Annotated in this window: 23 protein-coding genes; 18 read left to right on the forward strand and 5 right to left on the reverse strand. The window is 67.1% G+C overall.

Features of this window, described 5'->3' with window-relative positions:
• Positions 1 to 202 precede the first annotated feature (202 nt).
• The 9 genes from WFK61_RS14295 to WFK61_RS14335 all read left to right on the forward strand — a co-directional run bounded on the left by WFK61_RS14295 (position 203) and on the right by WFK61_RS14335 (position 7,982).
• On the forward strand, positions 203 to 1,243 hold the full coding sequence (locus tag WFK61_RS14295) for an ABC transporter ATP-binding protein (protein WP_442896306.1): 1,041 nt from the start codon (positions 203 to 205) through the stop codon (positions 1,241 to 1,243).
• 81 nt (positions 1,244 to 1,324) lie between these two features.
• Positions 1,325 to 1,573: a twin-arginine translocase TatA/TatE family subunit gene (locus WFK61_RS14300; RefSeq protein WP_047577664.1), complete on the forward strand. Its 249-nt coding sequence runs from the start codon at positions 1,325 to 1,327 to the stop codon at positions 1,571 to 1,573.
• A gap of 46 nt (positions 1,574 to 1,619) precedes the next feature.
• The gene (gene tatB, locus WFK61_RS14305; protein WP_336812680.1) at positions 1,620 to 2,333 is read left to right on the forward strand and encodes a Sec-independent protein translocase protein TatB; all 714 of its coding nucleotides are present in this window, start codon (positions 1,620 to 1,622) and stop codon (positions 2,331 to 2,333) included.
• Entirely contained in the window at positions 2,330 to 3,139 is an 810-nt protein-coding gene (gene tatC, locus WFK61_RS14310; RefSeq protein WP_336812682.1) for a twin-arginine translocase subunit TatC, read from the forward strand. Before tatB ends, tatC begins: the two co-directional genes overlap by 4 nt.
• Before the next feature lie 117 nt (positions 3,140 to 3,256).
• The gene (locus WFK61_RS14315) at positions 3,257 to 3,541 is read left to right on the forward strand and encodes a GIY-YIG nuclease family protein (protein WP_336812684.1); all 285 of its coding nucleotides are present in this window, start codon (positions 3,257 to 3,259) and stop codon (positions 3,539 to 3,541) included.
• Between the two features lie 183 nt (positions 3,542 to 3,724).
• Positions 3,725 to 5,026 carry a serine--tRNA ligase gene (gene serS, locus WFK61_RS14320; protein WP_336812686.1) on the forward strand — a complete coding sequence of 434 codons (1,302 nt, stop codon included), beginning with the start codon at positions 3,725 to 3,727 and terminating at the stop codon, positions 5,024 to 5,026.
• A gap of 3 nt (positions 5,027 to 5,029) precedes the next feature.
• Positions 5,030 to 5,791, forward strand: coding sequence for a 5'/3'-nucleotidase SurE (gene surE, locus WFK61_RS14325; RefSeq protein WP_336812688.1), 762 nt, complete (start codon positions 5,030 to 5,032; stop codon positions 5,789 to 5,791).
• A 20-nt stretch (positions 5,792 to 5,811) separates the two neighbouring features.
• Positions 5,812 to 6,474, forward strand: a complete 663-nt coding sequence (locus tag WFK61_RS14330) for a protein-L-isoaspartate O-methyltransferase family protein (RefSeq protein ID WP_336812690.1) — start codon at positions 5,812 to 5,814, stop codon at positions 6,472 to 6,474.
• A gap of 134 nt (positions 6,475 to 6,608) precedes the next feature.
• Positions 6,609 to 7,982, forward strand: coding sequence for a peptidoglycan DD-metalloendopeptidase family protein (locus WFK61_RS14335; protein ID WP_336812692.1), 1,374 nt, complete (start codon positions 6,609 to 6,611; stop codon positions 7,980 to 7,982).
• A gap of 328 nt (positions 7,983 to 8,310) precedes the next feature.
• Here the strand turns inward: WFK61_RS14335 and WFK61_RS14340 are convergent, their stop codons facing one another.
• Positions 8,311 to 9,189 (reverse strand): ATP-binding protein, encoded by an 879-nt coding sequence (locus WFK61_RS14340; RefSeq protein ID WP_336812694.1) that lies wholly within the window; start codon positions 9,187 to 9,189, stop codon positions 8,311 to 8,313.
• A 518-nt stretch (positions 9,190 to 9,707) separates the two neighbouring features.
• On the opposite strand from WFK61_RS14340, the gene yajC reads away from it, so the two are divergent.
• The 5 genes from yajC (at position 9,708) to WFK61_RS14365 (ending at position 14,025) form a co-directional block, all read left to right on the forward strand.
• Positions 9,708 to 9,983, forward strand: a complete 276-nt coding sequence (gene yajC / locus WFK61_RS14345) for a preprotein translocase subunit YajC (RefSeq protein WP_257733051.1) — start codon at positions 9,708 to 9,710, stop codon at positions 9,981 to 9,983.
• A 63-nt stretch (positions 9,984 to 10,046) separates the two neighbouring features.
• Positions 10,047 to 11,657: a protein translocase subunit SecD gene (secD, locus tag WFK61_RS14350; protein WP_336812696.1), complete on the forward strand. Its 1,611-nt coding sequence runs from the start codon at positions 10,047 to 10,049 to the stop codon at positions 11,655 to 11,657.
• A 27-nt stretch (positions 11,658 to 11,684) separates the two neighbouring features.
• Positions 11,685 to 12,644 carry a protein translocase subunit SecF gene (gene secF, locus WFK61_RS14355; RefSeq protein WP_336812698.1) on the forward strand — a complete coding sequence of 320 codons (960 nt, stop codon included), beginning with the start codon at positions 11,685 to 11,687 and terminating at the stop codon, positions 12,642 to 12,644.
• Between the two features lie 9 nt (positions 12,645 to 12,653).
• On the forward strand, positions 12,654 to 13,031 hold the full coding sequence (locus tag WFK61_RS14360) for an Mth938-like domain-containing protein (protein ID WP_336812700.1): 378 nt from the start codon (positions 12,654 to 12,656) through the stop codon (positions 13,029 to 13,031).
• Positions 13,032 to 13,137: 106 nt separating this feature from the next.
• Positions 13,138 to 14,025 (forward strand): phytoene/squalene synthase family protein, encoded by an 888-nt coding sequence (locus tag WFK61_RS14365; protein WP_336812781.1) that lies wholly within the window; start codon positions 13,138 to 13,140, stop codon positions 14,023 to 14,025.
• Between the two features lie 255 nt (positions 14,026 to 14,280).
• Here WFK61_RS14365 and trmFO read toward each other — a convergent pair whose 3' ends face one another.
• Positions 14,281 to 15,687 (reverse strand): methylenetetrahydrofolate--tRNA-(uracil(54)-C(5))-methyltransferase (FADH(2)-oxidizing) TrmFO, encoded by a 1,407-nt coding sequence (gene trmFO, locus WFK61_RS14370; RefSeq protein ID WP_336812702.1) that lies wholly within the window; start codon positions 15,685 to 15,687, stop codon positions 14,281 to 14,283.
• Between the two features lie 185 nt (positions 15,688 to 15,872).
• Positions 15,873 to 16,028 (reverse strand): DUF1127 domain-containing protein, encoded by a 156-nt coding sequence (locus tag WFK61_RS14375; protein ID WP_082009515.1) that lies wholly within the window; start codon positions 16,026 to 16,028, stop codon positions 15,873 to 15,875.
• Positions 16,029 to 16,589: 561 nt separating this feature from the next.
• On the opposite strand from WFK61_RS14375, the gene WFK61_RS14380 reads away from it, so the two are divergent.
• Positions 16,590 to 16,943 carry a hypothetical protein gene (locus tag WFK61_RS14380; RefSeq protein ID WP_336812707.1) on the forward strand — a complete coding sequence of 118 codons (354 nt, stop codon included), beginning with the start codon at positions 16,590 to 16,592 and terminating at the stop codon, positions 16,941 to 16,943.
• A gap of 200 nt (positions 16,944 to 17,143) precedes the next feature.
• Here the strand turns inward: WFK61_RS14380 and WFK61_RS14385 are convergent, their stop codons facing one another.
• Together WFK61_RS14385 and WFK61_RS14390 are read right to left on the reverse strand one after the other, a co-directional pair.
• Positions 17,144 to 19,543 carry a heavy metal translocating P-type ATPase gene (locus WFK61_RS14385; protein WP_336812709.1) on the reverse strand — a complete coding sequence of 800 codons (2,400 nt, stop codon included), beginning with the start codon at positions 19,541 to 19,543 and terminating at the stop codon, positions 17,144 to 17,146.
• Positions 19,544 to 19,784: 241 nt separating this feature from the next.
• The gene (locus tag WFK61_RS14390) at positions 19,785 to 21,269 is read right to left on the reverse strand and encodes a M81 family metallopeptidase (protein WP_336812711.1); all 1,485 of its coding nucleotides are present in this window, start codon (positions 21,267 to 21,269) and stop codon (positions 19,785 to 19,787) included.
• A 185-nt stretch (positions 21,270 to 21,454) separates the two neighbouring features.
• Here WFK61_RS14390 and WFK61_RS14395 point away from each other — a divergent pair, with 185 nt between their 5' ends.
• From WFK61_RS14395 to WFK61_RS14405, 3 genes are all read left to right on the forward strand, one after another.
• The gene (locus tag WFK61_RS14395; RefSeq protein WP_336812713.1) at positions 21,455 to 22,915 is read left to right on the forward strand and encodes a M81 family metallopeptidase; all 1,461 of its coding nucleotides are present in this window, start codon (positions 21,455 to 21,457) and stop codon (positions 22,913 to 22,915) included.
• A complete protein-coding gene (locus tag WFK61_RS14400; RefSeq protein ID WP_336812715.1) occupies positions 22,906 to 24,210 on the forward strand; it encodes an alanine racemase in 1,305 nt (434 codons plus the stop codon). The genes WFK61_RS14395 and WFK61_RS14400 overlap by 10 nt, the downstream gene beginning before the upstream one ends.
• A gap of 342 nt (positions 24,211 to 24,552) precedes the next feature.
• A complete protein-coding gene (locus tag WFK61_RS14405) occupies positions 24,553 to 26,061 on the forward strand; it encodes a M81 family metallopeptidase (RefSeq protein ID WP_336812717.1) in 1,509 nt (502 codons plus the stop codon).
• Positions 26,062 to 26,063: the final 2 nt, after the last annotated feature.

The following is a 26,063-nucleotide window of genomic DNA, read 5'->3' on the forward strand; positions in this document are numbered from 1 at the left end:
TCATCCCGGACAAGCCGCGAAGCGGCGCCGATCCGGGATCCATCGTCGAGCGCGGTGGCCTCCGATGGATCCCGGGTCTGCGCTACGCTTGCCCGGGATGACGGCGCGAATGGTTGAACATGAAGTGGGATCGGGATTGAGCGAGACCAAATCAGGATGGCTCGGCTGGGGCCGGCGCGGCACGGCCGGCGCGGCGATCCCGATGGCGCTCGGTTTCGAGAACGTGACGCAGCGCTTCGGCGCGGTGACGGCGCTGTCGGATGTCTCGCTCTCGGTCAAACCCGGCGAGATCGTCGCGCTGCTCGGCCAATCCGGCTGCGGCAAGACGACGCTGCTGCGGCTGGCGGCAGGGGTCGAGCGGCCGAGTGCGGGCCGCGTCCTGCTGGAGGGGCGCGACGTCTCGGCGCCCGATCGCTTCGTCGAGCCCGAGCACCGCGGCGTCGGCTTCGTCTTCCAGGACTATGCACTGTTTCCGCATCTCAGCGTGCGCGACAATGTCCGCTTCGGCCTGCGCGGCCAGGCGCCAGCCGCCGCCGAGACGACGGCCCTGCGGGCGCTGGCACGCGTCGGCCTCGCCGAACTCGCCGATTCCTATCCGCATATGCTCTCGGGCGGCGAGCAGCAGCGCGTGGCACTGGCGCGTGCGATCGCGCCGCGGCCGGGCGTGCTGCTGATGGACGAGCCCTTTTCGAATCTCGATCGCCGTTTGCGCGACGTGGTGCGCGACGAGACCGCGGCCCTGCTGGAGGAAACCGGCGCGACCTCGATCATCGTCACGCATGATCCCGAGGACGCGATGCGCATCGCCGACCGGATCGTGCTGATGCGGGCCGGGCGGATCGTCCAGGTCGGCACCGGCGAGGAACTCTATCGACAGCCGACCAGCCTCTTTGCCGCCCGATTTTTCTGCGATCTGACGGAGATCGAGGGGCGTGTCTCGGGCGGGGCGGTCGATACGCCGCTCGGCCGCTTCGCGGCGCCCGGAATGGCGGAAGGATCGATGGCGGTGGCCTGCATCCGGCCTCATCGGGTCCGCATCGTGCCGAAGGGCTACTATCTGCGCGGACGACTGACGGCGCGGCGTTTCCTCGGCGAGGCCGATCACCTTCAGGTGAGCGTGGACGGCTTCGATCGGGCCTTGTCGGTGCGGGCGCCGCTCTCGGACGAGATCGCGGTGGGCGATGAGATCGGGGTCGAGATTCCGTCGGACGAAGTCCTTGTGTTTCCGGCCGTGGATCAATAGGTTCCGCCGCCGAACAATCGACCGGACAAGGATTTGGTTGGGGCCATTCCCCGGTCGACGCAAATTCGGAGGAGTTTCGCCATGGGTGGCGTGAGCATTTGGCACTGGATCGTCGTCGGCGTCATCGTGATGCTGCTGTTCGGGCGCGGCAAGGTTTCCGAATTGATGGGCGACGTCGCCAAGGGCATCAAGTCTTTCAAGAAGGGCATGGCCGAGGATGACGAGGCAGCGGCGCCGACCGCCACCAATGTCGACCCCAAGGTGATCGACCAGACGAAGGCCGACAACGCCGCCGCCCAGGCCCAGGCCAAGGCCGAGCACAAGGCCTGATGCCGCGGCGCCCCTCGGGGCGCCGGCTTGAGAGGACGAGCCGTCGATGTTCGACATCGCCTGGAGCGAGATGGTGTTGATCGGCGCGGTGGCGCTGGTCGTCATCGGCCCAAAGGACCTGCCCAAGGCCCTGCGCACGGTCGGCCAGACAATTGGCCGGGTCAGGCGCATGGCCTCGGAATTCCAGGGGCAGTTCAACGATGCGATGCGCGAGGCCGAACTCGCCGACCTGAAGAAGCAGGTCGAGGATGTCGGCGGATCGGTGTCGAGCGCGCTGAACAACGATTTCAAGCCGATCGATACTCCGAAGGAGTTCGATACGGCCAAGCCGGATGCTTCGAAGCCGGACGAGGCCGCCTTGAAGGAGGCCGAGGCCAAGCTCGCTTCGCTGCCGCCGCCGGCGCCTTTGCCGCCGGTCGAGATCGCGGCCGACGCGCCCAAGCCCGCCGACAAGCCGAAGCGGACGCGCAAGGTCGCGGCCGAGCCTGCTCCTGTCGTCACCGAGGCTCCGGTCGCTCCGGTTGCCGCGATCGAGCCGGCCCCGGCGAAGCCTGCCCGCAAGCGCAGCGCCAAGGCTGCCGAAGCTCCGGCCATCGTCGAAGCACCGGCTCCGCCGCCGGTTGTGACGGTGCCGGCGAAGGCTCCGAAAGCCGCTGCTGCGCGCAAGCCCAAGGCAGTTGTCGCTACCGCGCCGACTGAGCCCGCCAAGCCTGCCGCCCGCAAGCGCAAGACCGCCAAGGGCGAGGAGAATTCCGCATGAGCGTCGCCAATCCTCGCGACGGCGAGGACGAGATCGAGGCCTCGCGCGCGCCGCTCATCGAGCATCTCGTCGAATTGCGCTCGAGGCTGATCAAGTCGCTGATCGCTTTCCTGGTGATGTTCTTCCTCTGCTTCGCGCTGGCGACGCAGATCTACAACATCCTGGTCCAGCCCTATATCTGGGCGGCGGGGCCGGGCGCGAACGTCCAGCTCATCTACACCGCGCCGCTGGAATATCTGTTCACCCAGATCAAGATCGCGGCGTTCGGCGCGGGCTTCCTGGCGTTCCCGGTGATCGCGACGCAGATCTACAAGTTCGTCGCGCCGGGGCTCTACAAGAACGAGAAGCAGGCCTTCGCGCCCTATCTGGTGGCGACGCCGGTCTTCTTCATCGCCGGCGCAGCGATGGTGTTCTTCTTCGCCATGCCCGTGCTGATGAAGTTCTCGATCGGCATGCAGCAGACCGCGACGGACGGGCAGGCCGGCATCGCGCTCCTGCCCAAGGTCAGCGAATATCTCTCGCTGATCATGACGCTGATCTTCGCCTTCGGCATCGCCTTCCAGCTGCCGGTGATCCTGACCCTGCTCGGGCAGGCGGGCATCATCGATTCGAAGTTCCTCAAGGAAAAGCGCCGCTACGCCATCGTCTTCGTCTTCGTCGTGGCGGCGGTGCTGACCCCTCCGGACGTGATCTCGCAGCTCATGCTCGCGATCCCGATGATGCTGCTCTACGAGCTCTCGATCTTCTCTGTGCGCCGCGTCGAGAAGAAGAGCGAGGCGAAGAAGGCGGAAGAGGACGCCGAGTAATCAACCGCGACCGTCATCCCGGCCGCAGCGAAGCGGAGCGCCGGGATCCATCGTAGGGCATTGCACCTGACGATAGGTCTTCGATCGGGCAGTTCGTCCGGAATGACGAGGCTGCACATGTGGCTCTACATCATGGCGAGCGGCTGGAATGGGACGCTCTATGTTGGCGTGACGAACAGCTTGAGCCGCCGAATTGCCGAGCACCGGGGCGGGCTCGGGTCTGATTTCGTCCGCAAGTATGGGGTGATTCATCTCGTTTATGCGGAACGGCATGAACGCGCCGACGAAGCGATTGCGCAGGAAAAGCGGGTCAAGCGTTGGCGACGCGAGCGGAAAATCGCCCTGATCGAAGCCGAGAACCCAAATTGGATGGATCTCTCGGGCACAATCCATCTCGACTAACGGGATCCATCGTAGAGCTCTGGAGTCTTACGATGGATCCCGGATCTGCGCTGCTTCGCAGCTTGTCCGGGATGACGGCTTGGTTCTGGAGTTTTCGCTGCGAGGTTACCTGTTCCCTCGCGCGCGATCCCGGTCTAGAGCATGCGACGCTGCATTCCGCAGCGATGGCATGGCCGGACGACGATGTACGACATCAGATGGATTCGCGAGAACGCCGCGGCGTTCGACAAGGGGCTTGAGCGCAGGGGCCTGGCGCCGCTGTCGTCCTCGCTGCTCGAACTCGATGACGTCCGTCGCTCGTCGATCGCCAAGGCGCAAGCCACGCAGGAGCGCCGCAACGCGCTCTCCAAGGAAATCGGCAAGGCGATGGGCGCGAAGGATGTCGCGCTCGCCGACAGCCTGAAGGCCGAAGTCGCGGCGCTCAAGGAGCAGCAGCCGGCGCTGGAGGCCGAGGAGAAGGCCGCCAAGGACGCGCTCGACGAGAAGCTCGCCGCGATCCCGAACACGCCCTTCGACGATGTGCCGGATGGTGCCGACGAGCACGGCAATGTCGTGTTGCATGTCCATGGCGTGAAGCCGGAGGAGCGCGGGCTGCTCAAGGGCGTCAACGACCCCAAGCAGCATTTCGAGCTGGGCGAGGCGCTCGGCCAGATGGATTTCGAGAAGGCGGCCAAGCTCTCCGGCTCGCGCTTCGTCGTGCTGCAGAGCCAGATCGCGCGGCTGTCGCGGGCGATCGGGCAGTTCATGCTCGACACGCACACGGAAGAGCACGGCTATACCGAGGTGAATCCGCCGCTGCTCGTGCGCGACGACGCGATGTTCGGCACGGCGCAATTGCCGAAGTTCCGCGAGGACCAGTTCCGTGCCGGCGAGGATCATTGGCTGATCCCGACCGCCGAGGTGCCGCTGACCAATCTGGCAAGGGAATCAATCCTCTCCGAGGAGGAGCTGCCGCTTCGATTCACCGCGCTCACACCTTGCTTCCGTTCGGAGGCCGGCTCGGCCGGGCGCGACACGCGCGGCATGCTGCGCCAGCACCAGTTCGAGAAGGTCGAACTCGTCTCGATCACCGCGCCGGAGAAGTCGCGTGAGGAGCATGAGCGCATGCTCGCCTGCGCCGAGGCGGTGCTGAAGAAGCTCGACCTGCATTATCGCGTGATGACCTTGTGCACCGGCGACATGGGTTTCGCCTCGCAGAAGACTTGGGACATCGAGGCCTGGCTGCCCGGCCAGAAGACCTATCGCGAGATCTCGTCCTGCTCGGTCTGCGGCGATTTCCAGGCGCGCCGCATGAACGCCCGCTACAAGACCAAGGACGGCAAGGGCCCGTTCTTCGTGCACACGCTCAACGGCTCGGGCACGGCGGTCGGCCGTGCGCTGATCGCGGTGATGGAGAATTACCAGAACGCCGACGGTTCGATCACCGTGCCGGACGTGCTGGTGCCCTATATGCGCGGCGCGACGCGGATCGAGAAGGCGGCCTGAGACATGCGTATCCTCGTCACCAATGATGATGGCATCCATGCCGAGGGCCTGGCCGTGCTGGAGCGCATCGCGCGCCAGCTCTCGGACGATGTCTGGGTCGTGGCGCCCGAGACCGACCAGTCCGGCGTGGCGCATTCGCTGTCGCTGTCAAATCCGCTGCGGCTGCGCCAGATCGACGAGAAGCGCTTCGCGGTGCAGGGCACGCCGACCGATTGCGTGATCATGGCGGTGCGCTCCGTCATGGCCGATGCGCGGCCCGATCTCGTGCTCTCGGGCGTCAACCGGGGTTCGAACGTTGCCGAGGACGTGACCTATTCCGGCACCATCGCCGCCGCCATGGAAGGCACGCTGCTCGGCGTGCCCTCGATCGCGGTGAGCCAGGCCTATTCGCCCGGCAATCGCGATTCGATCCGCTGGGACTGCGCCGAGGGCCATGCGCCGGGCATCATCCGCCGCTTGCTGGAGGAGGGCATCCCGGAAGGCGTGCTGTTCAACCTCAACTTCCCCAATGCGGGGCCGGACGAGGTCGAGGGCGTCGCCGTCACCGTGCAGGGCCGGCGCGACCAGGAGCTGGTGCAGCTGGAGCCGCGCAAGGACGGTCGCGGCAATCCCTATTACTGGATCGCCTTCCAGCGCAGCGGCAAGGAGCCGGCCAATGGCACCGACCTGAAGGCGCTGGCGGAGAAGCGCATCTCGATCACGCCGCTCGAGCTCGACCTGACGCATGAGCCGACGCTGACGCGCTTCGCTCAGCTCTTCGCCTGAGCCCTGGGGCGGGGAGGGGCATGAGCGAGGACGCGCCGGCCAGCGAAGGCGAGCGCACCGTCGCCTTCCTGCTCTCGCTCCGGGCGCGGGGCGTGCGCGATCTCGCGCTGTTGCGCGCGATGGAGCGGGTGCCGCGCGACCGTTTCGCGCCGGCTCGCTTTGCCGATCTCGCCCGGCAGGACGTCTCCGTGCCGCTGCCCTGCGGCCAGACGATGACGGCGCCGCATACGGTCGCCAATCTGCTCGGCGCGCTCGACATGCAGCCGGGCGCGCGGGTGCTGGAGGTCGGGACGGGCTCCGGCTATGTCACGGCGCTGCTCGCCGCGATGGGCGGCGAGATCGTTTCGCTGGAGCGCTACCGCTCGCTCGCACTGGCGGCGCATGAGCGGGTCTCCGGCAGCGGGTTCGGCGGGGTCGTCGACCTGCGCCATGCCGACGGGTTCCAGCCCGACCGGACGCTCGGGCGCTTCGACCGCATCCTCGTCAATGGTGTCACCCAGGCGGTGCCGGAGGCGCTGCTGGCGCGGCTGTCGCCGGGCGGGCGTCTCGTCGGTGCGCTGCGCATCGATGGCGCGGCGCGGCGGGTGGTGGTCACGCATCTGGAAGACGGGCAATTCGATCACGCGACCGGGCCGGCGCTGCGCCTGCCGCCCTTGATCCCCGGCCGCTCGCGCGCGCTTTAGGGCCTTTGCCTGCGCGCGAGGCGTTTCGAAAAATCCAAAAAAGTGAAGACGGCCGGCTGAGAGAAACGCTTTCGTAACCTCAACGGGACTTTAATCGCCCCTATCGAGTTGCGTCGTTCGCGAGTACTCAGTTCATGCGTAGCCAAGCCGGATCGATCAATCCCCGCGCTCTCCGTCGTCTGTCCACGGTGTGCCTGTTCGCCGTCGGCGTCAGTGCCTGCTCGTCGGATACGATGCGCTTCACCGAGACGCCGTTCGACAGTCCCTTCAAGTCGGCCCAGGCATCTGCCCCGGTCCGCGATCCGGTCACGACCGGCTCCATCGGGCAGGTTTCGAGCGCGCCGCTGCAGCCGGTGGGTTCCGCCCCGGTCGTCCGGGCGCAGTCTCTGCCAGCGCCGCAATCTTCGGTCGCGCTGAGCGCTCCCGTTTCGCAGCCTGTCTCAGGCGGCTCTGCCGGCTGGTCCGCGCAGGGCGGCACGCCGGTCGTGCTGGCCCAGGGCGAGACGCTCGACACGATTTCGTCGCGTTACGGCGTGCCGCGTGCCGCCATCATGTCGGCGAACGGGCTGAGCAACGCGAATGTCGCCCCCGGCACGCGCATCACCATTCCCGTCTATAATGCCTCCGCTTCCGCTGCTCCGGTTGCCGCTCCGGCCCCGGCTCGCCAGGTCGCCCAGGCTCCGGCCGAGACCCAGCGCTTCGTTGCCGGCCCTTCGGCAGCTCCGCGCATCGCGCCGCCGGCTGCCGTCGATCCGACGGCGCAGGCCAAGGCTGCCGCCGATGCCAAGGTCGCTGCCGCCGCCGAGGCCAAGGCGAAAGCCGCTGCCGACGCGCAGGCCATGAAGGAATCGCGCGCCCGCTTCGCTGCCGAGGCGAAGGCCAAGGCCGATGCCCGCAAGACCGGTGCCGCCCTGCCGACGCCGGCTGCCAAGCCCGCGGCTGCGCCGATCGCCGCCGTGAAGCCTGTTCCCGAGGCTAAGCCGGTGAAGACTGCTGCGCCGGCCGCCAAGCCGGTGGTCGTGGCTAGCGCTCCGGCCGCCGAACCGAAGCCGACTGCGATCCCGAAGGCCGAGCCCGCGCCGGAGCCGAAGACCACCGCCAGCATTCCGAAGCAGGAAGAGGAAGCCTCGTCGGGCGACAAGGCGGATTTCCGCTGGCCGGCTCGCGGCCGCGTCATCTCCGGCTATAGTGGCAAGGGCGGCAACGAGGGCATCAACATCGCCGTTCCCGAAGGCACGCCGGTCAAGGCTGCCGAGGGCGGCACGGTCGCCTATGCCGGCAGCGAGCTGAAGGGCTATGGCAACCTCGTCCTGATCCGCCACCCGAACGGCTATGTCTCGGCCTATGCCCATAACGGCGAGCTCAAGGTGAAGCGTGGCGATACGGTCAAGCGTGGCCAGGTCGTCGCCAACTCCGGCCAGAGCGGCAACGTCTCCTCGCCGCAGCTTCATTTCGAACTGCGCAAGGGCTCGGCGCCGGTCGATCCGACGCCCTACCTGAACAACTGATACCGGAGCTGCGGACGAGGTTTTCCCCTTCGATCGGTTCCGCGAGACCCTCCCGATCGAAAAGAACGGGGCTGCCCCAGAAAAGGGCGGCCCCGTTTTCGTTTGTCTCGTGACTTGGTTGGTTAGGCGCCGGGAGCGAAGCAGCAGAGCCGCGCGCTTGTCATTCCGGGGCGCGCTGCAGGCGCGAACCCGGAACCCACGACTGGGCGGACCATGAGACGCTGCGTGATCGGCGGCTCACCCGGTCGTGGGTTCCGGGTTCTTCGCTGCGCGAAGCCCCGGAATGACACAGTGGATGGCTTAAGCCGCTGCGAGCGCCTGCGCCTTCTCATGCTTCCAGCCGCTTCCCCAGCCGGCCGGCGAGGTCCTGGATGTACTGCCAGGCGGTGCGGCCGGAGCGGGAGCCGCGCGTCGTCGACCATTCCAACGCGTCGCGGCGCAGCTCGTCGGCGGCGACGTTCAGCCCGAAATGGCCGGCATAGCCGTTGATCATCTCCAAGTATTCGTCCTGGCTGCATTTGTGGAAGCCGAGCCAGAGGCCGAAACGGTCCGAGAGCGAAACCTTCTCCTCGATCGCTTCGCCCGGATTGATCGAGGTCGAGCGCTCGTTGTCCATCATGTCGCGCGGCAGCAGGTGGCGCCGATTCGAGGTGGCATAGAACACGACATTGTCGGGCCGCCCCTCGACGCCGCCGTCGAGCACCGCCTTCAGCGACTTGTATGAGGTATCGTCGCTGTCGAAGGACAGATCGTCGCAGAAGACGATGGCGCGGTGCGGGTCGTTGCGCAGCTGGCTCATCAGCCCGGGCAGGCTTTCGATATCCTCGCGGTGGATCTCGATCAGCTTCAGCGGCAGCGCGTCCTTGGCGAGGCGCAGGTTGGTGTCGGCATGGACGGCCTTGACCAGCGAGGACTTGCCCATGCCACGCGCGCCCCAGAGCAGCACGTTGTTGGCCGGCAGACCCTTGGCGAAGCGCTCGGTGTTCTCGGCCAGCGTGTCGCGGACGCGGTCGACGCCGCGCAGCAGCGAAAGCGCGACGCGATTGACCTTCGGCACGGGCACGAGTTCCGAGCCAGAAGCCTGCCAGACGAAGGCGTCGGCCGCCTTGAGGTCCGCGGCCTTGCGGCGGGGCGGGGCGATGCGCTCCAGCGCGTCGGCGATGCGCAAGAGCGTGGCGAGCGTCTGGTCGGTCTCGGTCGTGGTCATGGCGGCGTGGCCTTCGTTTCGTTCGGTCGAACCGTACCGTACCGTCCGGTACGGTTCATGCCGCTAGCTAAACCACGCCGTGGATCGCGCGCAAGGGGCATTGCGCGAATGGCAGCCAGCCCATAGGTGAGGGATCGCGCATGGGTGATTGGATACGGTGTTCGCATTTCGCTCTTTTGAGCCCTCATCCTGAGGAGCGCTGAAAGCGCGTCTCGAAGGATGCTCCAGAGGCTTCGGAACCACCTGGAGCATCCTTCGAGACGCAAGCTTCGCTTGCTCCTCAGGATGAGGGCTTAGTTTGCCGAAATGCGATTGCCCCGAGAGTCCGGGCGCGTCCGATTGATTTCACGGCGTTGCTGGCTATAGTCCGCGCGATTTTGCGGCCGGGCGGTGGTTTTGGCCTTACGTCTTTCCATCAGAGATTCGCGGTCGGCGGCGTGCCGCCGCCGTACCAGAGGAGTGTATTCGTGATCACCCCCGCTTTCGCCCAGGCCACAGGAGCCGGTGGCGGCGCCGACATGCTGATCCAGCTCGTGCCGTTCCTGCTGATCTTCGTCATCATGTGGTTCCTGATCATCCGGCCGCAGCAGCGCCGGGCCAAGGCCCATCAGGAGCTGATCAAGAACGTGCGCCGTGGCGACACGGTTGTTACCTCCGGCGGCATGATCGCGAAGGTCTCGAAGGTCGTCGACGACGGCGAGATCGAGGTCGAGATCGCCGACGGCGTGCGCGTGCGCATCGTGCGCGGCATGATCCAGGACGTCCGTTCCAAGGGCGAGCCGGTCAAGAACTGAGAATGCGGTGGCTAGGGCTCCCGATTCGGGAGCCCGGGCACGATAACAAGGCTGTTCACGCAGATGCTTCGTCTCCAGGCCCGCAAGGTCATTCTCGTCCTGCTCGTGCTGTTCATCGGCTGCGGGCTCGCCGTGCCGAACCTCTTGTCGCCTGAGACGCGCAAGGCCATCGAAACCAACGCGCCGTCCTGGATTCCGCGCGCCTTCCTGCCGATCCATGCGGTGGTGCTCGGCCTTGATTTGCAGGGCGGGTCCCACGTCCTGCTCGAAATCGACCGGGCCGAGCTGGTGCGCAGCCAGGTCGTCCAGTTGCGTGACGACGTCCGCCGCATCCTCCGCGAAGAGCGTGCCAACCCGCAGGGCGGCATCCAGACGACGACGCGCGGTGTGCAGGTGCGTGTTCCGGACGCCACGGAGCGCGCCCGCGTGCTGCCGAAGCTGCGCGAGCTCGCTCAGCCGATCGGTACGCTCGGCGCCTTCGGCCCCTCCGGCAACCAGTCGATCACCGTCACCGACCAGCCTGATGGGCTGATCCAGCTCACGGTCACCGAGGCCGGTTCGAACGAGCGCATCCGCCGCGCCGTCGAGCAGGCGATGGAAGTGCTGCGCCGGCGCGTCGACGCGCTCGGCACGACCGAGCCGAACATCCAGCGCCAGGGTCTCGACCGTATCCTGGTTCAGGTGCCGGGCCTGCAGGATCCGCAGAAGCTCAAGGACATTCTCGGCCAGACCGCGAAGCTCGAGTTCCGCCTCGTCGGCGATGCCAATAGCAGCGATATCGACATGCTGCCGTCGCAGGATGCCGGTGGGCAGCAGGTCCCCGTGCTGCGCCAGCCCTCGGTCGACGGTGCCGATCTGATCGACGCGCAGCCCGCTTTCGATTCGCGCAGCGGCACGCCGATCGTGAACTTCCGCTTCAACATCCGCGGCGCCCAGCGCTTTGGTCAGATCACCACCGAGAATCTCGGCCGCCCGCTGGCGATCGTGCTCGACAACAAGGTGATCTCGTCGCCGGTGATCCAGTCGCCGATCACGGGCGGCTCAGGCCAGATCTCCGGCAATTTCACGGTCGAGCAAGTTAATAACCTCGCGATCCTGCTGCGCGCCGGCGCGCTGCCCGCCCGCATGACGATCGTCGAGGAACGCACCGTCGGCCCCGGCCTCGGCGCCGACTCGATCCAGGCCGGCAAGATGGCGACCCTGATCGCGACCGTGCTGGTGGTGATCTACATGCTCGCGACCTACGGCATCTTCGGCCTGATCGCGAGCATCGCGCTGCTGGTCCATGTCGGCCTGATCTTCGGCCTGATGTCCTTCCTCGGCGCGACGATGACGCTGCCCGGCATCGCCGGCATCGTGCTGACCATCGGCACGGCGGTCGACTCCAACGTGCTGATCTACGAGCGCATGCGCGAGGAGGAGCATCAGGGCCGCAGCCTCGTCTCGGCGCTCGAAGCCGGCTTCCAGCGCGCCTTCGCCACGATCATCGACTCCAACGTCACGATGCTGATCGCGGCGGTGGCACTGTTCTCGCTCGGCTCCGGCCCGGTGCGCGGCTTCGCGGTGGTCTTCATCCTCGGCATTCTCACCACCGTGATCACGGCGGTGACGCTGACGCGGATGCTGATCGCGATCTGGTATCGCTGGGCCAAGCCCAAGCGCCTGCCGTTCTGACGCTGCCAACCCTTCAGGAGATTGGCCATGCGCCTGCTTCGTATCGTTCCGGACAACACCAAGTTCAAATTCGTCTGGTTCCGCCGCTTCAGCTATCCGCTGTCGGCCGCCTATTCGATCCTGGTGATCGTGCTGTTCCTGACCGTCGGCCTGAATTTCGGCATCGACTTCAAGGGCGGCACCTTGATCGAGATGCAGACCAAGGGGCAGGCCGTCGATATCGCCCAGATCCGCCACACCGCCAACGCGCTCGGCTTCGGCGAGGCGGAGGTGCAGGAATTCGGCTCTGGCGGCGAAGTCTCGATGCGCTTCGGCATGCAGCCGGGCGGCGAGACGGCGCAGCAGGCCGTCGTGGTCAAGGCGCGCGAGGCTTTCGCTTCCAGCTATGAGTTCCGCCGCGTCGAGACCGTCGGCCCGCGCGTCTCGGGCGAACTGGTGCAGGCCGGCACGCTCGGCGTCGTGCTCGCGATCGTCGGCGTGCTGATCTATCTCTGGTTCCGCTTCGAGATGCCGCTGGCGATCGGTGCGATCCTCGGCACGCTGCACGACATCGTGCTGACGATCGGCTTCTTCCTGATCACGCAGCTCGAATTCAACCTGACCTCGATCGCGGCGATCCTGACCATCGTCGGCTATTCGCTGAACGAGACCGTCGTGGTGTTCGACCGCACGCGCGAATTGCTGCGCCGCTACAAGACCATGCCGGTGGCCGAGCTGCTCGACCTCTCGGTGAACTCGACCCTGTCGCGCACCGCGATGACGGCGACCACGACCTTCCTGTCGCTGCTGGCGCTCGTGATCTTCGGCGGCTCGGCGATCGAGGGCTTCGCGCTGGTCATGCTGTTCGGCGTCGTGGTCTGCACCTATTCGGCGATGTTCGTCTCGACCCCCGTGCTGCTCTACATGGATGTCCGCTCGGCCGGCGCCCGCGAGGAGGCGCAGGAGGCGGCGCGAGCCAAGACTTCCGCCGCCAAGGCGAAGGCCTGATCGCGGCCAATGCCGCGTTTCGAGGGCTTCGTTCCCGGCCGCTTTCCGCTCGACGCCATCGGCGCGGGCGGGTTTCGCTTCGCCGAGATGAGCCACAAGGGCTCGATCATCGCAACGCCGGCTGGCATCCGCATCTGGCCGGTGACGCGCTTCTCCGAAGTGACGATCGAGAGCCTGCAACCGGTGCTCGACGAGGCCGGGACGATCGATTTCCTGCTGATCGGGACGGGAGCGGATATCGCCTTCATTCCGCCCGCCCTGCGTGATCCTCTCAAGCAGGCGGGAATCGCGGTCGAGGGCATGGCGACCGGCGCGGCGGCGCGAACCTACAATGTCCTCGTCGGCGAGGACCGGCGGGTGGCGGCGGCTCTGATCGCGGTCGACTAGGACCATGTCGTGAGCCGGCCATGTGAGCGGCGCGTAGCGATGACGCCGCGCTTGGCCTAGACTGGGCTTGGGCCGAGGGCGAGTGATGACGGGCCAGGGCGGAACGATGCCGCAGACCGAGACCGACGACCGCAGGGAGATCGCGCCGGCGCGCCTGCCGGAGGCCTATGCCCATTGCGCCGCGCTGGTCCGCGAGCAGGATCAGGATCGCTATATCGCCGGGCTCTATGCGCCCGAGGACCGTCGCGCCGCGCTCTATGCGCTCTATGCCTTCAGTCTGGAGATCGCGCGGGTCAGGGCGCTGGTGAGCGAGCCGCTGCCCGGCGAGGTGCGCCTGCAATGGTGGCGTGACGTGCTGGAGGGGCAAGCCGGCGGCGAGACGCAGGCGCATCCGGTCGCGGCGGCCCTGCTCGACACGATCAGGCGCTATCGCCTGCCGGTCGCGCCGCTGACGGCGCTGATCGATTCCCGCATCTTCGATCTCTATGACGATCCGATGCCCTCGCTGCGCGATCTCGAAGGCTATGCCGGCGAGACGGTGAGCGCCGTGATGCGGCTTGCCTGCATCGTCCTGGCCGGCGGGCGCGATCCTGGCGGGGCGACGGCCTGCGGCCATGCCGGCGTCGCCTATGCGCTGACCGGGCTGATGCGCGCCTTCCCGTGGCATGCGGCGGAGGGGCAGGTCTATCTGCCGGCCGATATCCTCGCCCGCAACGGCGTGACGCGCGACGACATCGTGCGCGGACGCGGCGGGCCCGGCGTGCTCTATACGCTCAAGGAACTGCGCGAGATCGCGCGCGGACACCTGAAGAAGCTCACCAGCCTCAGCGAGACGATTCCCTCCGGGCTGAAGCCCGCCTTCCTGCCGGTCGCGCTGGTCGAGCCCTATCTCAAGCGGATGGAGGTGGGCGGCTACGACCCCTATCGCACCATCATCACCCTTCCGGCCTGGCGCCGGCAATGGGTGCTGTGGCGGGCTTCGCGGAAGCGGTGAGGGCGCGGCCGTCGTTCTTGGACGGAGAGCAGTGCCTAGGCAGAATTCTAGATAGCGCGGGGAACCCTCTCCCATAGGGAGAGGGCAGGGTGAGGGGTAGGCCGCTCACCGTGATTGCCGTGAGGTGGTCGCTGCGCAGCGGCCAGGACAACGCCTCTCTGGTCGAGGGGCCGACACCTCACCCCTGCCCCTCTCCTTACAGGAGAGGGGTTTCCCCCCGCTTGTTCTGCCCGTCGAGAATGACGGCGTGACTTCCTACTCCGCCGCTTTCGCTTCGACGCCGCCGGCCCATTCGTCCATGACCTGCTTGGCGCGGGCCGTCAGGGCCTGCTTGCGGGCGAGGCTCTTGGCCGGGCCTTTCAGGCGCTTGCCGTCGGGGCCGGTGGTCGCGACGCCTTCGATCAGCGGGAACAGGCCGAAATTGATGTTCATCGGCTGGAAGGAACGTGGCCCCTCGTCGATGGTGACGATGTGGCCGCCGGTGATGTGGTTGACCAGGGCGCCGAGCGCCGTCGTCGCCGGCGGCATCGGCAGCTCGCGGCCAAGCCGCTCGGCCGCGGCCATGCGGCCGGCGAGGAGGCCGGTCGCGGCGCTCTCGACATAGCCCTCGCAGCCGGTGATCTGGCCGGCGAAGCGCAGGCGTGTGTCCGCCTTGAGACGCAGGCGCTCGTCGAGCAGCTTCGGCGAGTTGAGGTAGGTGTTGCGGTGGATGCCGCCCAGCCGCGCGAACTCGGCATTCTGCAAGCCGGGGATCATCCGGAAGATGTTCGCCTGCTCGCCATATTTCAGCTTGGTCTGGAAGCCGGTCATGTTGAAAAGCGTGCCCAGCGCGTTGTCCTGCCGGAGCTGGACCACGGCATAGGCCTTGACCGTCGGGTTGTGCTTGTTGGTGAGGCCGACCGGCTTCATCGGGCCCCAGCGCAGGGTCTCGCGGCCGCGCTCGGCCATGACCTCGATCGGCAGGCAGCCGTCGAAATAGGGCGTGCCTTCCCATTCCTTGAACTCGGTCTTCTCGGCGGCAAGCAGCGCGTCGATGAAGGCCTCGTACTGGTCGCGGTCGAGCGGGCAGTTGATGTAGTCGGCGCCGGTGCCGCCGGGGCCGGCCTTGTCGTAGCGCGACTGGAACCAGGCCTGGTCCATGTCGATCGAATCGAAATGGACGATCGGCGCGATGGCATCGAAGAAGGCGAGCGAATCCTCGGATGTCAGCGACTGCAGACCTGTGGCCAGCGCAGGCGAGGTCAGCGGGCCGGTCGCGATGATGACATTGTCCCACTCGGCCGGTGGGAGGCCGGCGATCTCGCCGCGATCGATGGTGACGAGCGGATGCGCTTCCAGCGCGGCGGTGACGGCCTGGGAGAAGCCGTCGCGGTCGACCGCGAGCGCACCGCCGGCCGGGACCTGATGGGCGTCGCCCTTGGCCATGATCAGCGAGTTCAGCCGGCGCATCTCCCAGTGGAGCTGGCCGACGGCATTGCTGGAGGAATCGTCGGAGCGGAAGGAGTTCGAGCAGACGAGCTCGGCCAGTCCTTGCGTCTTGTGGGCGTCGGTGCCGCGAACGGGCCGCATCTCGTGGATGACGACGGGGACGCCGGCCTGCGCGATCTGCCAGGCGGCTTCGGAGCCGGCGAGACCGCCGCCGATGATATGAACGGGTTCCATGGCTGGGGATGTGTCCGCAGCCGGGCCGCAGGTCAAGGGACAGGCGCCCTGAAATGCAAAATGCCCGCCGTGAGGCGGGCATTCGCTCTTCGACCGAAGCTCGAGGGGAGGGGAAACACGAGCCTCAGGAGAAACTACACGGAACGCGCCGCGCCCGATGCGCGACGGTTGTCATTCCAGAGTCTTCAGGCCGCAGCGTGCGAGCGGGCGATGAAGGAGATCTCCGAGCGCGACAGGCCGAGATCGTCGAGCTCGCGGTCGGTCAGACGGGAGAGCTCGCGGACGGTCTCGCGATAGCGGAGGTAGGCGCGGATTTTGGCGGCGATCATGGTGACGAACATTGTGGTCTTCCTTGCGAATATTCCGGACCGGGGCGGTGCCCACAGCGATAATTTCGTTGTGCACTGCATATAAACCGGACAGCCTGCTTCCAACAGGGGCACGTCGTCAGCTCCGATATGCTTCTAATGCATGACGAGTTAAGGTTCCGGTCATTTTTGTGGGATCGTTCTGCGCTGAACGTAATGCTTGCGGCGAAATTGAGGAAATCGGCGGCCTTTGATTTGTGCATCGGTCGACTTGAAGCGGAGGTTCGATCGATGATTGCCTATTAATTGGTCATGTTGCATGTGCTAAATTGCGAGCGCCTGCGTCACAGCAATTTTGCGTTGCAGCAGGAGGTGGCGAGGCTGCGATTCCCGGCCGCGGCCGAAGGCTCGTCCACCTTCGCGCGTCGATCCGCTGCGGCAGAGTTTGCCGGGTAGAACTTGCCGGATTTCCCGGGCTGAATCGTCTCGCATTGCGCCGGCTATCCGACAAGTAATTGATATCTCACTGCTTTCAAGGAGAGGGCCTCGCGGCCCGGAGATTGCCTGCCGGTGCCCAGCAGAAAGGAGCACGCGATGACCATCTCGTTCTCGACCTCGAACTGGCCCGTCAACCTGACGAAGACCTACGCCGCCAAACAGTCCGCCGACGACGATTCGAAGCAGGATGCCGGCGCTTCCGCTTCAACCTCCGTCTCGTCATCCTCGACCGAAGCCGAATTCCTGAAGATCGCGCGGATGTCGCCGGAGGAGCGGGTTCAGGCCGCGCTCCTCGCCAAGCTCGGCATGACCGAGGAGGAATTCAACAAGCTCGACGCGCAGGCCAAGGCCGACATCATGAGCAAGATCCGCGACGAGATGCTGAAGCAGATGGAAGCCAAGGGCGAGAATGCGAAGAAGACCGGCGCGCTCGCCGATATCAGCGTGTGAGATATCCTGCGGCGTCTTGTTTCCTGATTGCGATGCCTTCGCTCCACCTTTGTCATTCCGGGGCTTCGCGTAAGCGAAGAACCCGGAACCCACGACCGGGTGGGACTGTGGTGTTCAGTTGCAGGCGGCTCGCCCAGTCGTAGGTTCCGGGTTCGCGCCTGCGGCGCGCCCCGGAATGACAAGCGTAGGCCACTCTCCCGTCAGCCCACCTTGCCGGCGTCGAAGCGCAGCAACCGCAGGGCATTGGCGGTGACGATCACGGTTGCGCCGGTATCGGCGAGGATCGCGACCCAGAGGCCGGTATAGCCGAGCACGCTGGTCACCAGGAACACCGCCTTCAGCCCGAGCGCGATCGTGATGTTGGTGCGGATGTTGCCCATCGCCGCGCGCGCCAGCCGGATCAGCGCGGCGACATCGCGCACGCGGCTCTTCAGTACTGCGCCATCGGCGGTCTCCAGCGCGACATCGGTGCCGGAGCCCATGGCGATGCCGATGCTGGCGGCCGCCAATGCCGGCGCATCGTTGATGCCGTCGCCGACCATCATCACCGACGTCTCGCCGGAGAAGGCCTTGATCGCCGCGACCTTGTCGTCGGGCATGAGCTCGGCCTTGTGCTCCATGCCGAGGCCGGCGGCGATGGCGGCGCCGGTGCGGGCATTGTCGCCGGTCAGCATGGTCGAGCGGATGCCCATGGCCTTGAGTTCGGCGATCGCAGCTGCAGCATCCTCGCGCGGCTCGTCGCGGAGCGCGATGAAGCCTGCGAGCGTGCCGTCGACGACGACGGCGGCGACGGTCTTGCCGGCGGCCTCCAGCTCCTCAGCCGTGAGGCGTGCCCGCTTGTCGAAGGGGGCGCGGCTCTCGGCATGGCGCGGGGCGCCAACGAAGACGGCGCGGCCATCGACCTTGCCGGTGACGCCCTTGCCGGCGAGCGCCGCAGCCTCGGCCGCCGGCTTGTAGGCGATGCCATCCGTACGGGTGCGCTCCAGCACGGCTTCAGCCAGCGGATGCGCCGAGCCGTGCTCGACCGCGGCGGCGAAGGCGAGAACCTCGGCCTCGCTGCCGGCGAGCGCCACGATATCGGTGACGCGCGGCCGCCCCTGCGTGAGCGTGCCCGTCTTGTCGAAGGCGACGAGGCCGGTCTTGGCGGCGGTCTCGATGACGACGCCGCCCTTCATCAGCAGGCCCTGACGGGCGCCGGCCGACAGGGCGGCGGCGATCGAGGCGGGCACCGAGATGACGAGCGCACAGGGGCAGCCGATCAGCAGCAGCGCCAGCGCCCGGTAGATCCAGACCGACCATTCGGCGCCGAGCAAGAGCGGGGGCACCAGCGCGACCAGCACGGCGAGGCCGACGATCGCCGGCATGTACCAGCGCGAGAAGCGGTCGATGAAGCGCTCGGTCGGGGCGCGGGCCTCCTGCGCTTCCTCGACCAGGCGGATGATGCGGGCGATGGTGTTGTCTTCGGCCGCCTTGTCGACGCGCACGCGCAGCGCCGCCTCGCGGTTGACCGAGCCGGCATAGACGGGCTCGCCGACGCCCTTGGTCTTCGGCACGGATTCGCCGGTGACCGGGCTCTCGTCGATGCCGGAGGTGCCGTCGGTGATCTCGCCATCGGCCGGGATGCGGTCGCCGGGGCGGACGAGCACGGTCTGGCCAATGCGGAGGCTCGCGGCATCGACCTGCCGGGTCGCGCCGTTCTCCTCGATGATCGCGGTCTTGGGCACGAGATCGCCGAGCGCGCGGATCGAGGCGCGGGCGCGATCCGCCGCGACCCCTTCCAGCACCTCGCCGACCGCGAAGAGGAAGACGACCAGCGCCGCTTCCTCGGCCGCGCCGATGAAGAGCGCGCCGATGGCGGCAATCGTCATCAGCATCTCGATGGTGAAGGGAATGCCGGCGCGGGCCGCCGCGAAGGCGCGCTTCGCGACGGGCAGGACGCCGACGATACAGGCCAGGATGAAGGCCCAGTGGCCGATGCCCGGCCAGATCAAGCCGGCGCCATAGGCGGCGCCGAGGAAGAGACCTGTCGCGATGACGAGCCGGCCCTTGCCGGTCTGGTACCAGCTCGCGCCCTCGGGCGTGGCTTCATGGACATGGCCGGGCAGGCCGTGGCCGTGATCCTTCGCGGCGGCGGTCGGCGTGGTGGTCTTCGGGGCGTGGTCGTGTCCGGCGTAGGAATGGCCGGCGTGATCGTGCTTGTGGTCGTGGCCATGCGCATGATCCGAGCAGCAGGCATCGCCGTGCTCATGCTGGCCGTGATCATGGGCGTGGTCGTGATCGGAATGCTCGTGCTTGTGAGCGCCATGGTCATGGCCACAGCCGCAATTGTCCTGCCTGGTCGCCTGACGCTCGGCGGCCGGTGTGGCCAGCGCGGCCGTGGTGTAGCCGAGGCCGTTGACGCGCTTCTCGATCGCTTCCGGCGTGGTCGCGCCGGCATCCAGCGCGAGGGTCAGCGTCTCCGACATCACCGAGAGCCTGACATCGCTGACGCCGGGCAGGCGCTCCACCGCGCCACGAATCTTTGCCGCGCAGCTTGCGCAATCCATGCCGCCGACCTTCCAGGACAAGGTCTGGGCTGTGGTTTCGGGGCGGGCGGCCATGACGTGTCTCCGTCTCTCTTTCGCTACGGGACATCTCTCTACAAGCTGTAGCCACTTCAGGTTCAAGAGGGAAAATGCAGGTTATGCGTTTGCTGGTTCTCTTGAGAACCACGCGGTCATCCCGGGCCTGACCCGGGATCCATTCCGGAGCGCTTCCGGTTGAGGTTCCGGCATGGATCCCGGATCTCCGCTTCGCTGCGTCCGGGATGACCCGCGTCGCGGGGAAAGCCGAGGGCGCCACTCAATCCAGCGGAAACACTGGCCGGCGCAGGCGCTTGTAGGGCAGGCCGGCGATCCGGCTGGTGCAGGGGCCGGGCGTCGTCACGGTGAAGCTGCCCTTCGCGATCTTGTCATAGGCGCGCCGGTGCGCCACCGCCGCCTTCACGCCGATCGCCTTCAGCGTTTCCGGCTCGATGCCTTGCGAGCGGAGCTGGCCAAGGTCGAAAGGCGGAGTCTTGCGGCTGCTCAGCAGCACGGTGACGCCCTCGACCTGCACGACCACGCAGGGGCCCATGTTGAAGCGCGAGCCCTGCGAGGCCGCGAGATGGCTGTTGAGGTCTTCCAGCGCGAATTCGCCGTCGCTGGCACTGACGAAGCTGGCCTCGATCTCGACCGGCCCTTCGGCGATGGCGCTGCCCTTGCCGCCGATCGAGAGCTTGCGGATTTCGCCGGGCCTGGCGCCGGCCATGGCGGCGACGGCGGCGGGATCGGCGATGGCGACCGCGCAGTTGCCGACGCCGTGGCGCAGGAAGGCCCGCAGCACTGACGTGGCGTCGCCCGGTGCGCCGCCGCCGATATTGTCGGCGGGCTCGACGACGATATAGGGGCCGCCTTCGGAGCGCAGGATCTCCGCGACGGCCGCATCGAGATTCCATTCCGCCGGCAGGCCGAATTCACGCAGCTCAACCGCTGTTGCCGTGAGGCGATCCAGCGCCTCGCGGGCCACCGCTTCCGGGCCGGTGAAGGCGACCGCGAAGGCAACGCCAGCCTCGGGCACATCCGAGAAGGAATAGCCGCCGACGACATTGGCCACCCAGATATTCGGATTCTCCTGTTCAATCAGGCGCGCCAGCGCCTCCAGATCGCGCATCGGCCGGTCGGCCGTGCCGGTGCCGGTCGGCGGCCAGATCACCGGCGCGTTGCAGGAGAGCATGCGGGGGAGCTCTCCGCTTGCGAATGACCGTGCCAGCAACCGCGCGGACCGGACGGCGGATTCGCGGGCATCCGTATGCGGGTTCTCGCGATAGGCGACGAGCGCGTTGGCATGCGCCGCCATGGCAGCGGTGAAATTGGCGTGAAGATCGAAGACGCCGAAGACCGGCAAAATCTCGCAGCCCGGCACCGCGCGGATATGGGCGAGGAACGCGCCTTCCGGGTCAAGGCATTCGGTCGTGACCATCGCGCCGTGCAGGGCGAGCCAGATACCGTCGAGACCGCCATCGGCGAGCGCCGCTTTCAAGCCGGCGTCGAATTCCGCGAGGAAGCGCCGGAACACCGCACGATCGACCGTGCCGGCGGGCAGGGCGGTGTAATCCACCGTCGGCAGCACCTCCCAGCCCTCGGCCTCGGCGATTTCGAGGAAGCCGCCCACCGTCGAGCCGTCGCCGCGGCGCGCCAGCAATTCCGCGCCCTTGCGGACGGTGAAATCGGCGAGCGTCGTCACCTCGTCGACGAAACTATGGGTCTCGTGGAAGAGCGATCCGAGCAGGATGCGGCGGCGGGGCATGATCGGCTGGGGCTCCTTGCTCACAGGATGCATTCATCTCGGCCGCCGATCTGTTCCGGATCAAGCCGGCATTGTTCCATCCTAGGGAACGCGGATGCTTTGACAGGCCGTGCCCCGACCTCGTTTCATGAGGCGGGCCGGCAGTCCGAAGGGCGATTGCCGCCTCTGGCCGAGAGAGCATGCGGATGCGCGTCTTCACTGCGTCGCTGGCGACGGAAACCAACACTTTCGCGCCGCTCTTCGTCGATCGCAGCGCCTTCGAAGGGGCTTTCTACTGTCCGCCCGGTACGCATCCGGACACGCCGACGCTGTGCTCGGCGCCCACCGTGGCGGCACGCCGCCGCGCCGCGAGCGAGGGCTACGAGCTGGTCGAGGGCACGGCGACCTGGGCCGAGCCCGCGGGCCTCGTCTCGCAGGAGGGCTATGAGAGCCTGCGCGATGAGATCCTCGATCAGCTCAAGGCGGCGCTGCCGGTCGATATCGTGCTGCTCGGCCTGCACGGCTCGATGGTGGCGCGCGGCTATGACGATTGCGAGGGCGACCTGATCACGCGGGTGCGGGCGCTGGCCGGGCCGGATTGCGTCATCGGCGCCGAACTCGACATGCATTGCCACCTGACCGCCGAAATGGTCGCGGGCGCCGATATCATCGTCGCCTTCAAGGAGTTTCCGCATACGGATTTCCTGGCGCGGGCCGAGGACCTGCTGGAGCTCTGCCTGAAGATGGCGCGCCGGCAGGTGAGGCCGGTGAGCGCGGTGTTCGATTGCCGTGGGCTCGCCGCCTTCATGACCAGCCGCGAGCCCGGGCGCAGCTTCGTCGACCGACTGCTGGCGATGGAGGGACAAGACGACATCCTCTCGATCTCGGTCGCGCATGGCTTCCAGGCGGCGGACGTTGCCGATGTCGGGACGAAGGTTCTGGTGATCACCGATGGCAATGAGGCGAAGGCGGCGGCGCTGGCGAAGCAGCTCGGCCTCGAAATCCTGCGCTGGGGGCAGGGCGCCTCGCCGAAGCACTACAAGCCGGAGGAGGGCATCGCGGCGGCGCTCGAATTGGCTGAGCCCGGCAAGCCGGTGGTGCTGGCCGATCGCTGGGACAATCCGGGCGGCGGTGTCGCCGGCGATTCCTCGGTGATGGTCGAGGCACTCCTGCGGCATCCGGACGTGCCCACCGCGATCGGAGCGATGTGGGACCCGGTTGCCGTGAGCCTGTGCCGGGCGGCCGGCGTCGGCGCCGAGATTCCCCTGCGCTTCATCGGCAAGGCGGCGCCGTCCTCGGGCCGGCCGATCGATGCCGTGGTGACGGTTACCGGTACGACCGCGGACCTGCTGATCCCGTTCGAGCAGAGCTGGGTGTCGCTTGGGCCTGCGGCGGCGATCCGCATCGGCCAACTCGACATCGTGCTGGCCTCGACGCGGGCGCAGACCTTCAGCCCGCCGGTCTTCACCGATCTCGGCATCGACCTGAGCACGAAGGCGGTGGTGGTGGTGAAATCCTCCAACCATTTCCACGCCGCTTTCGCGCCGATCGCGGCACAGGTGCTTTACCTCGACAGCGGTGGACCCTACCCGCCCGATGCGGGCAAGATCCCCTACACCAAGGTGAAACGCCCCTTCTCTCCGCTGGACCCGAATCCATGGCTGTGACTGTTCCTGCCCCGCTTCCGCGCCTGTCGCTCCGCGAGATCGAGGAGCAGCGTCTCGATGTACTGGTGAAAGGGCTGCCGCCGGGTGCCTCGCTCAGGCTTGGCGATGTCGGCAAACAGGGCTGGAACGTGCTCGCCGGCGACCTGCCGATGCCGCTCGCGGTGATCCGCGAGAGCGTGCTCAAGGCCAACAGTGCCTGGATGAGCGCCTTCAGTGCCGCGAATGACCTCAAGATCGCGCCGCATGGCAAGACGACGATGGCGCCGCAGCTCTTCGATCTGCAGGTCGCCGATGGCGCCTGGGCGATCACCGTCGCGACGATGCAGCAGCTCGCGGTTGCCCGGCATTTCGGCGTGAAGCGCGTCATCCTCGCCAACCAGCCGGTCGGACGGCAGGAGGTTGCGGCCTGTTTCGAAGCGCTGCGGGAGCCCGGCTTCGAGCTCTATTGTCTTGCCGACAGCGTCGCGGGCGTCGGCTTGCTGGCCCAGGCGGCGAAGGAGCATGCGGGGGACAATCCGCTGCGCATCTTCGTCGAGATCGGCTTCATGGGTGGGCGCACGGGTGCCCGGACCCGCGAGGAGGCGCTGGCCGTGGCGCGTGCGGTCGCTGGTGCGCCTGGGCTGCGGCTTGCCGGCTTCGAGTGCTTCGAGGGGCTGCACAGCGACACCGGCAATGCCGACCGATTGCTGGGTGAGGTCGTTGCGGTTGCCGCGGCTGCGGAGAATGAAGGGCTGCTCGGGCCGGAGCCGATGGTGCTCTCGGCCGGCGGGACTTCGCTGTTCGACCGGGTCGGCGAGGCCTTCAATGCCGCCGCCTTCAAGCGCCCGATCGTCAAGGTGCTGCGTTCCGGCTGCTACCTGACCCATGATTCCACGGTCTATTCGGCGGCGTTCCGGCGGATCACGCTGGAGACCAGCCTGAAGCTGCCGCCGGGCGGGCTGGAGCCGGCACTCGAAGTCTGGGCCTATGTCCAGTCGCGGCCCGAGCGCGGGCGCAGCCTGCTCACCGTCGGCAAGCGCGATATCTCGTTCGATTCCGGGATGCCGGTGCCGGTGCGCTGGTATCGGCCGGGCGGGGCGATGACGCGGCCGGAGCCGATGCCCGCGGGCCATACGGTGCTGGGGCTCAACGACCAGCATTGCCATCTCGGCACGCCGGAGGAGAGCCCCTTGCAGGTCGGCGACATGGTGGCCTTCGGCATCGGCCACCCCTGCACGACCTTCGACAAATGGGCGGTGTTGATGCTGGTCGACGATGACTGGACGGTCACCGGCGCCATCCGGACCTTCTTCTGAGGCTGGGACCAACATCATAGCCCTCATCCTGAGGAGCAGCCGGAGGCTGCGTCTCGAAGGATGTTCCAGGGGGCTCCGGAACCATCTGGACCATCCTTCGAGACGCGCTCTTCGAGCGCTCCTCAGGATGAGGGCTGAGATTCCCAAAGACGCCAGTATGCTTCTGTTCCTTCAGATGGAACATCCAATCCTTGACGTGAAATATTTGGCGCCCTTACGCTTTTGACGATGAGGCCGGGCTGCCGCTCAACACGAATTCAGCCCGGCGCGATGCCCTGAACTCCGCAAACCGCTTTGCCCGGCATCGGCCGGCCGGCGGCGTCGCAATCCGGGAGGATGCCCGTGCGTCTGGCGCTGATCCACATCGTTCAGGAGACGAACGACTTCAATCCGCTGCTGACGACGCTCGCCGATTTCGAGGCGTTCGGCCTTGTCGAGGGCGAGGAGATCGCCCGGCAGTTCGGTGAGATCGGCCAGATCGGCGGGCATTACGCGGCGGTGAAGGAAAGCGGGCTCGATATCGAGACGATCCCGATCATCCGCGCCTGGGCCGTGGCGGGCGGGCGCATCTCGCGCGAAGCCTTCGATTTCTTCCAGGCGAAGATCCGGGCCGGGCTGGAGACGGTCGGGCCGATCGACGGGCTCGTCCTGCATCTGCACGGTGCCTGTGCGGCCGAGGGCATCGACGATGTCGAGGGCGAGCAGGCCGAGCTCTGCCGCAAGATATTGGGAGCAGACGTGCCGATCCTGCTCGGGCTCGATCACCACGCCAACGTCACGCACAAGATCATGGCCAATTGCACGGCCATCGTCGGGCACCGCACCCAGCCGCATGACGTGTTCGATACCGGCAAGATCGGGACCGAGGTGCTGCTGCGCATCCTCACGGAGAAGTGCCGGCCGGTCATGGCCTGGCGCAAGATCCCACTGCTCTCGCATCAGGAGCAGTTCCTGACCTCGAAGGGCCCGATGAAGATCTGGTTCGACCGGGCCCGCGCCATCGAGGCCGACCGGCGCGTCCTGCAAGCCTCGAACTATCCGATGCAGCCCTGGCTCGATGTCGCCGAGGGCGGCTGGTCGACGATCGTGGTCACAGACGGTGACCAGGCCCTGGCCGAGAAACTCGCGGACGAACTGGCCGATCTCGCCTGGTCGATGCGCGACGATTTCCAGATCCGCGAGGCGGTTTCCATCGACGATGCCGTGCGCAAGGCCGATGCGGCGGAGCGCGGCATGGTCGTGGTCAGCGATACCGGCGATACCGTCTTCGGCGGCGCGGCCGGCGACAGCAACCTGCTGCTGGAATCAATGCTGCGGCTCGGCATCAGGAGCAAGGCGCTGATCCCGCTGATCTCGCCGAAAGCTGTCGCGACGCTGACCGCGGCAGGCGAGGGCGCCGAGGTGACGCTGCCGCTCGGCGGCGACGCGGCGACCGCCTTCTTCAAGCCGCTGACGGTAACGGGACGAGTCAGGAAGCTCGGCGGCGGCTCGATCCCACTCAACTTCAACCATCAGCCGGAGGTCGACATGGGCCGGGTCGCGATCTTCGATGTCGGGCCGGTGACGCTCCTGATTTCCGAACTGCGCGGCGTCGCAGGCAATGTGCCCGATGTCTACGAGGCCTTCGGCATCGACCTGTCCGACTACAAGATGGCCGTGCTCAAGACGGCATCGAACTTCCAGTATTTCGACCGCATCGCCTCCGGGCTCGTCCGAGCCGATACGCGCGGGCCGGGGCAGTCGGACGTGTTCACCCTGCCGTGGCAGCGGATTCCGCGCCCGGTCTATCCGTTGGAGACAATAAGCGACTGGCGGGCGCATTCGTCCCAGCCGGGAGCGGGGACGCGCTGAGA

Origin of the sequence: Allobosea sp. MMO-172 (assembly GCF_037147855.1) — a bacterium.
GTDB lineage: Bacteria > Pseudomonadota > Alphaproteobacteria > Rhizobiales > Beijerinckiaceae > Allobosea.

What these genes read in the sequence shown, in the direction of transcription:
- WFK61_RS14400 (WP_336812715.1), top strand. Translation starts at nt 22,906, where the DNA reads ATGGCTGTGACTGTTCCTGCCCCGCTTCCGCGCCTGTCGCTCCGCGAG.
- tatC (WP_336812682.1), top strand. Translation starts at nt 2,330, where the DNA reads ATGAGCGTCGCCAATCCTCGCGACGGCGAGGACGAGATCGAGGCCTCG.
- WFK61_RS14375 (WP_082009515.1), bottom strand. Translation starts at nt 16,028, where the DNA reads ATGTTCGTCACCATGATCGCCGCCAAAATCCGCGCCTACCTCCGCTAT.
- yajC (WP_257733051.1), top strand. Translation starts at nt 9,708, where the DNA reads ATGCTGATCCAGCTCGTGCCGTTCCTGCTGATCTTCGTCATCATGTGG.
- WFK61_RS14330 (WP_336812690.1), top strand. Translation starts at nt 5,812, where the DNA reads ATGAGCGAGGACGCGCCGGCCAGCGAAGGCGAGCGCACCGTCGCCTTC.
- WFK61_RS14295 (WP_442896306.1), top strand. Translation starts at nt 203, where the DNA reads ATGGCGCTCGGTTTCGAGAACGTGACGCAGCGCTTCGGCGCGGTGACG.
- serS (WP_336812686.1), top strand. Translation starts at nt 3,725, where the DNA reads ATGTACGACATCAGATGGATTCGCGAGAACGCCGCGGCGTTCGACAAG.
- WFK61_RS14315 (WP_336812684.1), top strand. Translation starts at nt 3,257, where the DNA reads ATGTGGCTCTACATCATGGCGAGCGGCTGGAATGGGACGCTCTATGTT.
- WFK61_RS14335 (WP_336812692.1), top strand. Translation starts at nt 6,609, where the DNA reads ATGCGTAGCCAAGCCGGATCGATCAATCCCCGCGCTCTCCGTCGTCTG.
- surE (WP_336812688.1), top strand. Translation starts at nt 5,030, where the DNA reads ATGCGTATCCTCGTCACCAATGATGATGGCATCCATGCCGAGGGCCTG.
- WFK61_RS14395 (WP_336812713.1), top strand. Translation starts at nt 21,455, where the DNA reads ATGCGCGTCTTCACTGCGTCGCTGGCGACGGAAACCAACACTTTCGCG.
- WFK61_RS14360 (WP_336812700.1), top strand. Translation starts at nt 12,654, where the DNA reads ATGCCGCGTTTCGAGGGCTTCGTTCCCGGCCGCTTTCCGCTCGACGCC.
- WFK61_RS14365 (WP_336812781.1), top strand. Translation starts at nt 13,138, where the DNA reads ATGCCGCAGACCGAGACCGACGACCGCAGGGAGATCGCGCCGGCGCGC.
- secF (WP_336812698.1), top strand. Translation starts at nt 11,685, where the DNA reads ATGCGCCTGCTTCGTATCGTTCCGGACAACACCAAGTTCAAATTCGTC.
- secD (WP_336812696.1), top strand. Translation starts at nt 10,047, where the DNA reads ATGCTTCGTCTCCAGGCCCGCAAGGTCATTCTCGTCCTGCTCGTGCTG.
- WFK61_RS14300 (WP_047577664.1), top strand. Translation starts at nt 1,325, where the DNA reads ATGGGTGGCGTGAGCATTTGGCACTGGATCGTCGTCGGCGTCATCGTG.
- tatB (WP_336812680.1), top strand. Translation starts at nt 1,620, where the DNA reads ATGTTCGACATCGCCTGGAGCGAGATGGTGTTGATCGGCGCGGTGGCG.
- trmFO (WP_336812702.1), bottom strand. Translation starts at nt 15,687, where the DNA reads ATGGAACCCGTTCATATCATCGGCGGCGGTCTCGCCGGCTCCGAAGCC.
- WFK61_RS14390 (WP_336812711.1), bottom strand. Translation starts at nt 21,269, where the DNA reads ATGCCCCGCCGCCGCATCCTGCTCGGATCGCTCTTCCACGAGACCCAT.
- WFK61_RS14380 (WP_336812707.1), top strand. Translation starts at nt 16,590, where the DNA reads ATGACCATCTCGTTCTCGACCTCGAACTGGCCCGTCAACCTGACGAAG.
- WFK61_RS14385 (WP_336812709.1), bottom strand. Translation starts at nt 19,543, where the DNA reads ATGGCCGCCCGCCCCGAAACCACAGCCCAGACCTTGTCCTGGAAGGTC.
- WFK61_RS14340 (WP_336812694.1), bottom strand. Translation starts at nt 9,189, where the DNA reads ATGACCACGACCGAGACCGACCAGACGCTCGCCACGCTCTTGCGCATC.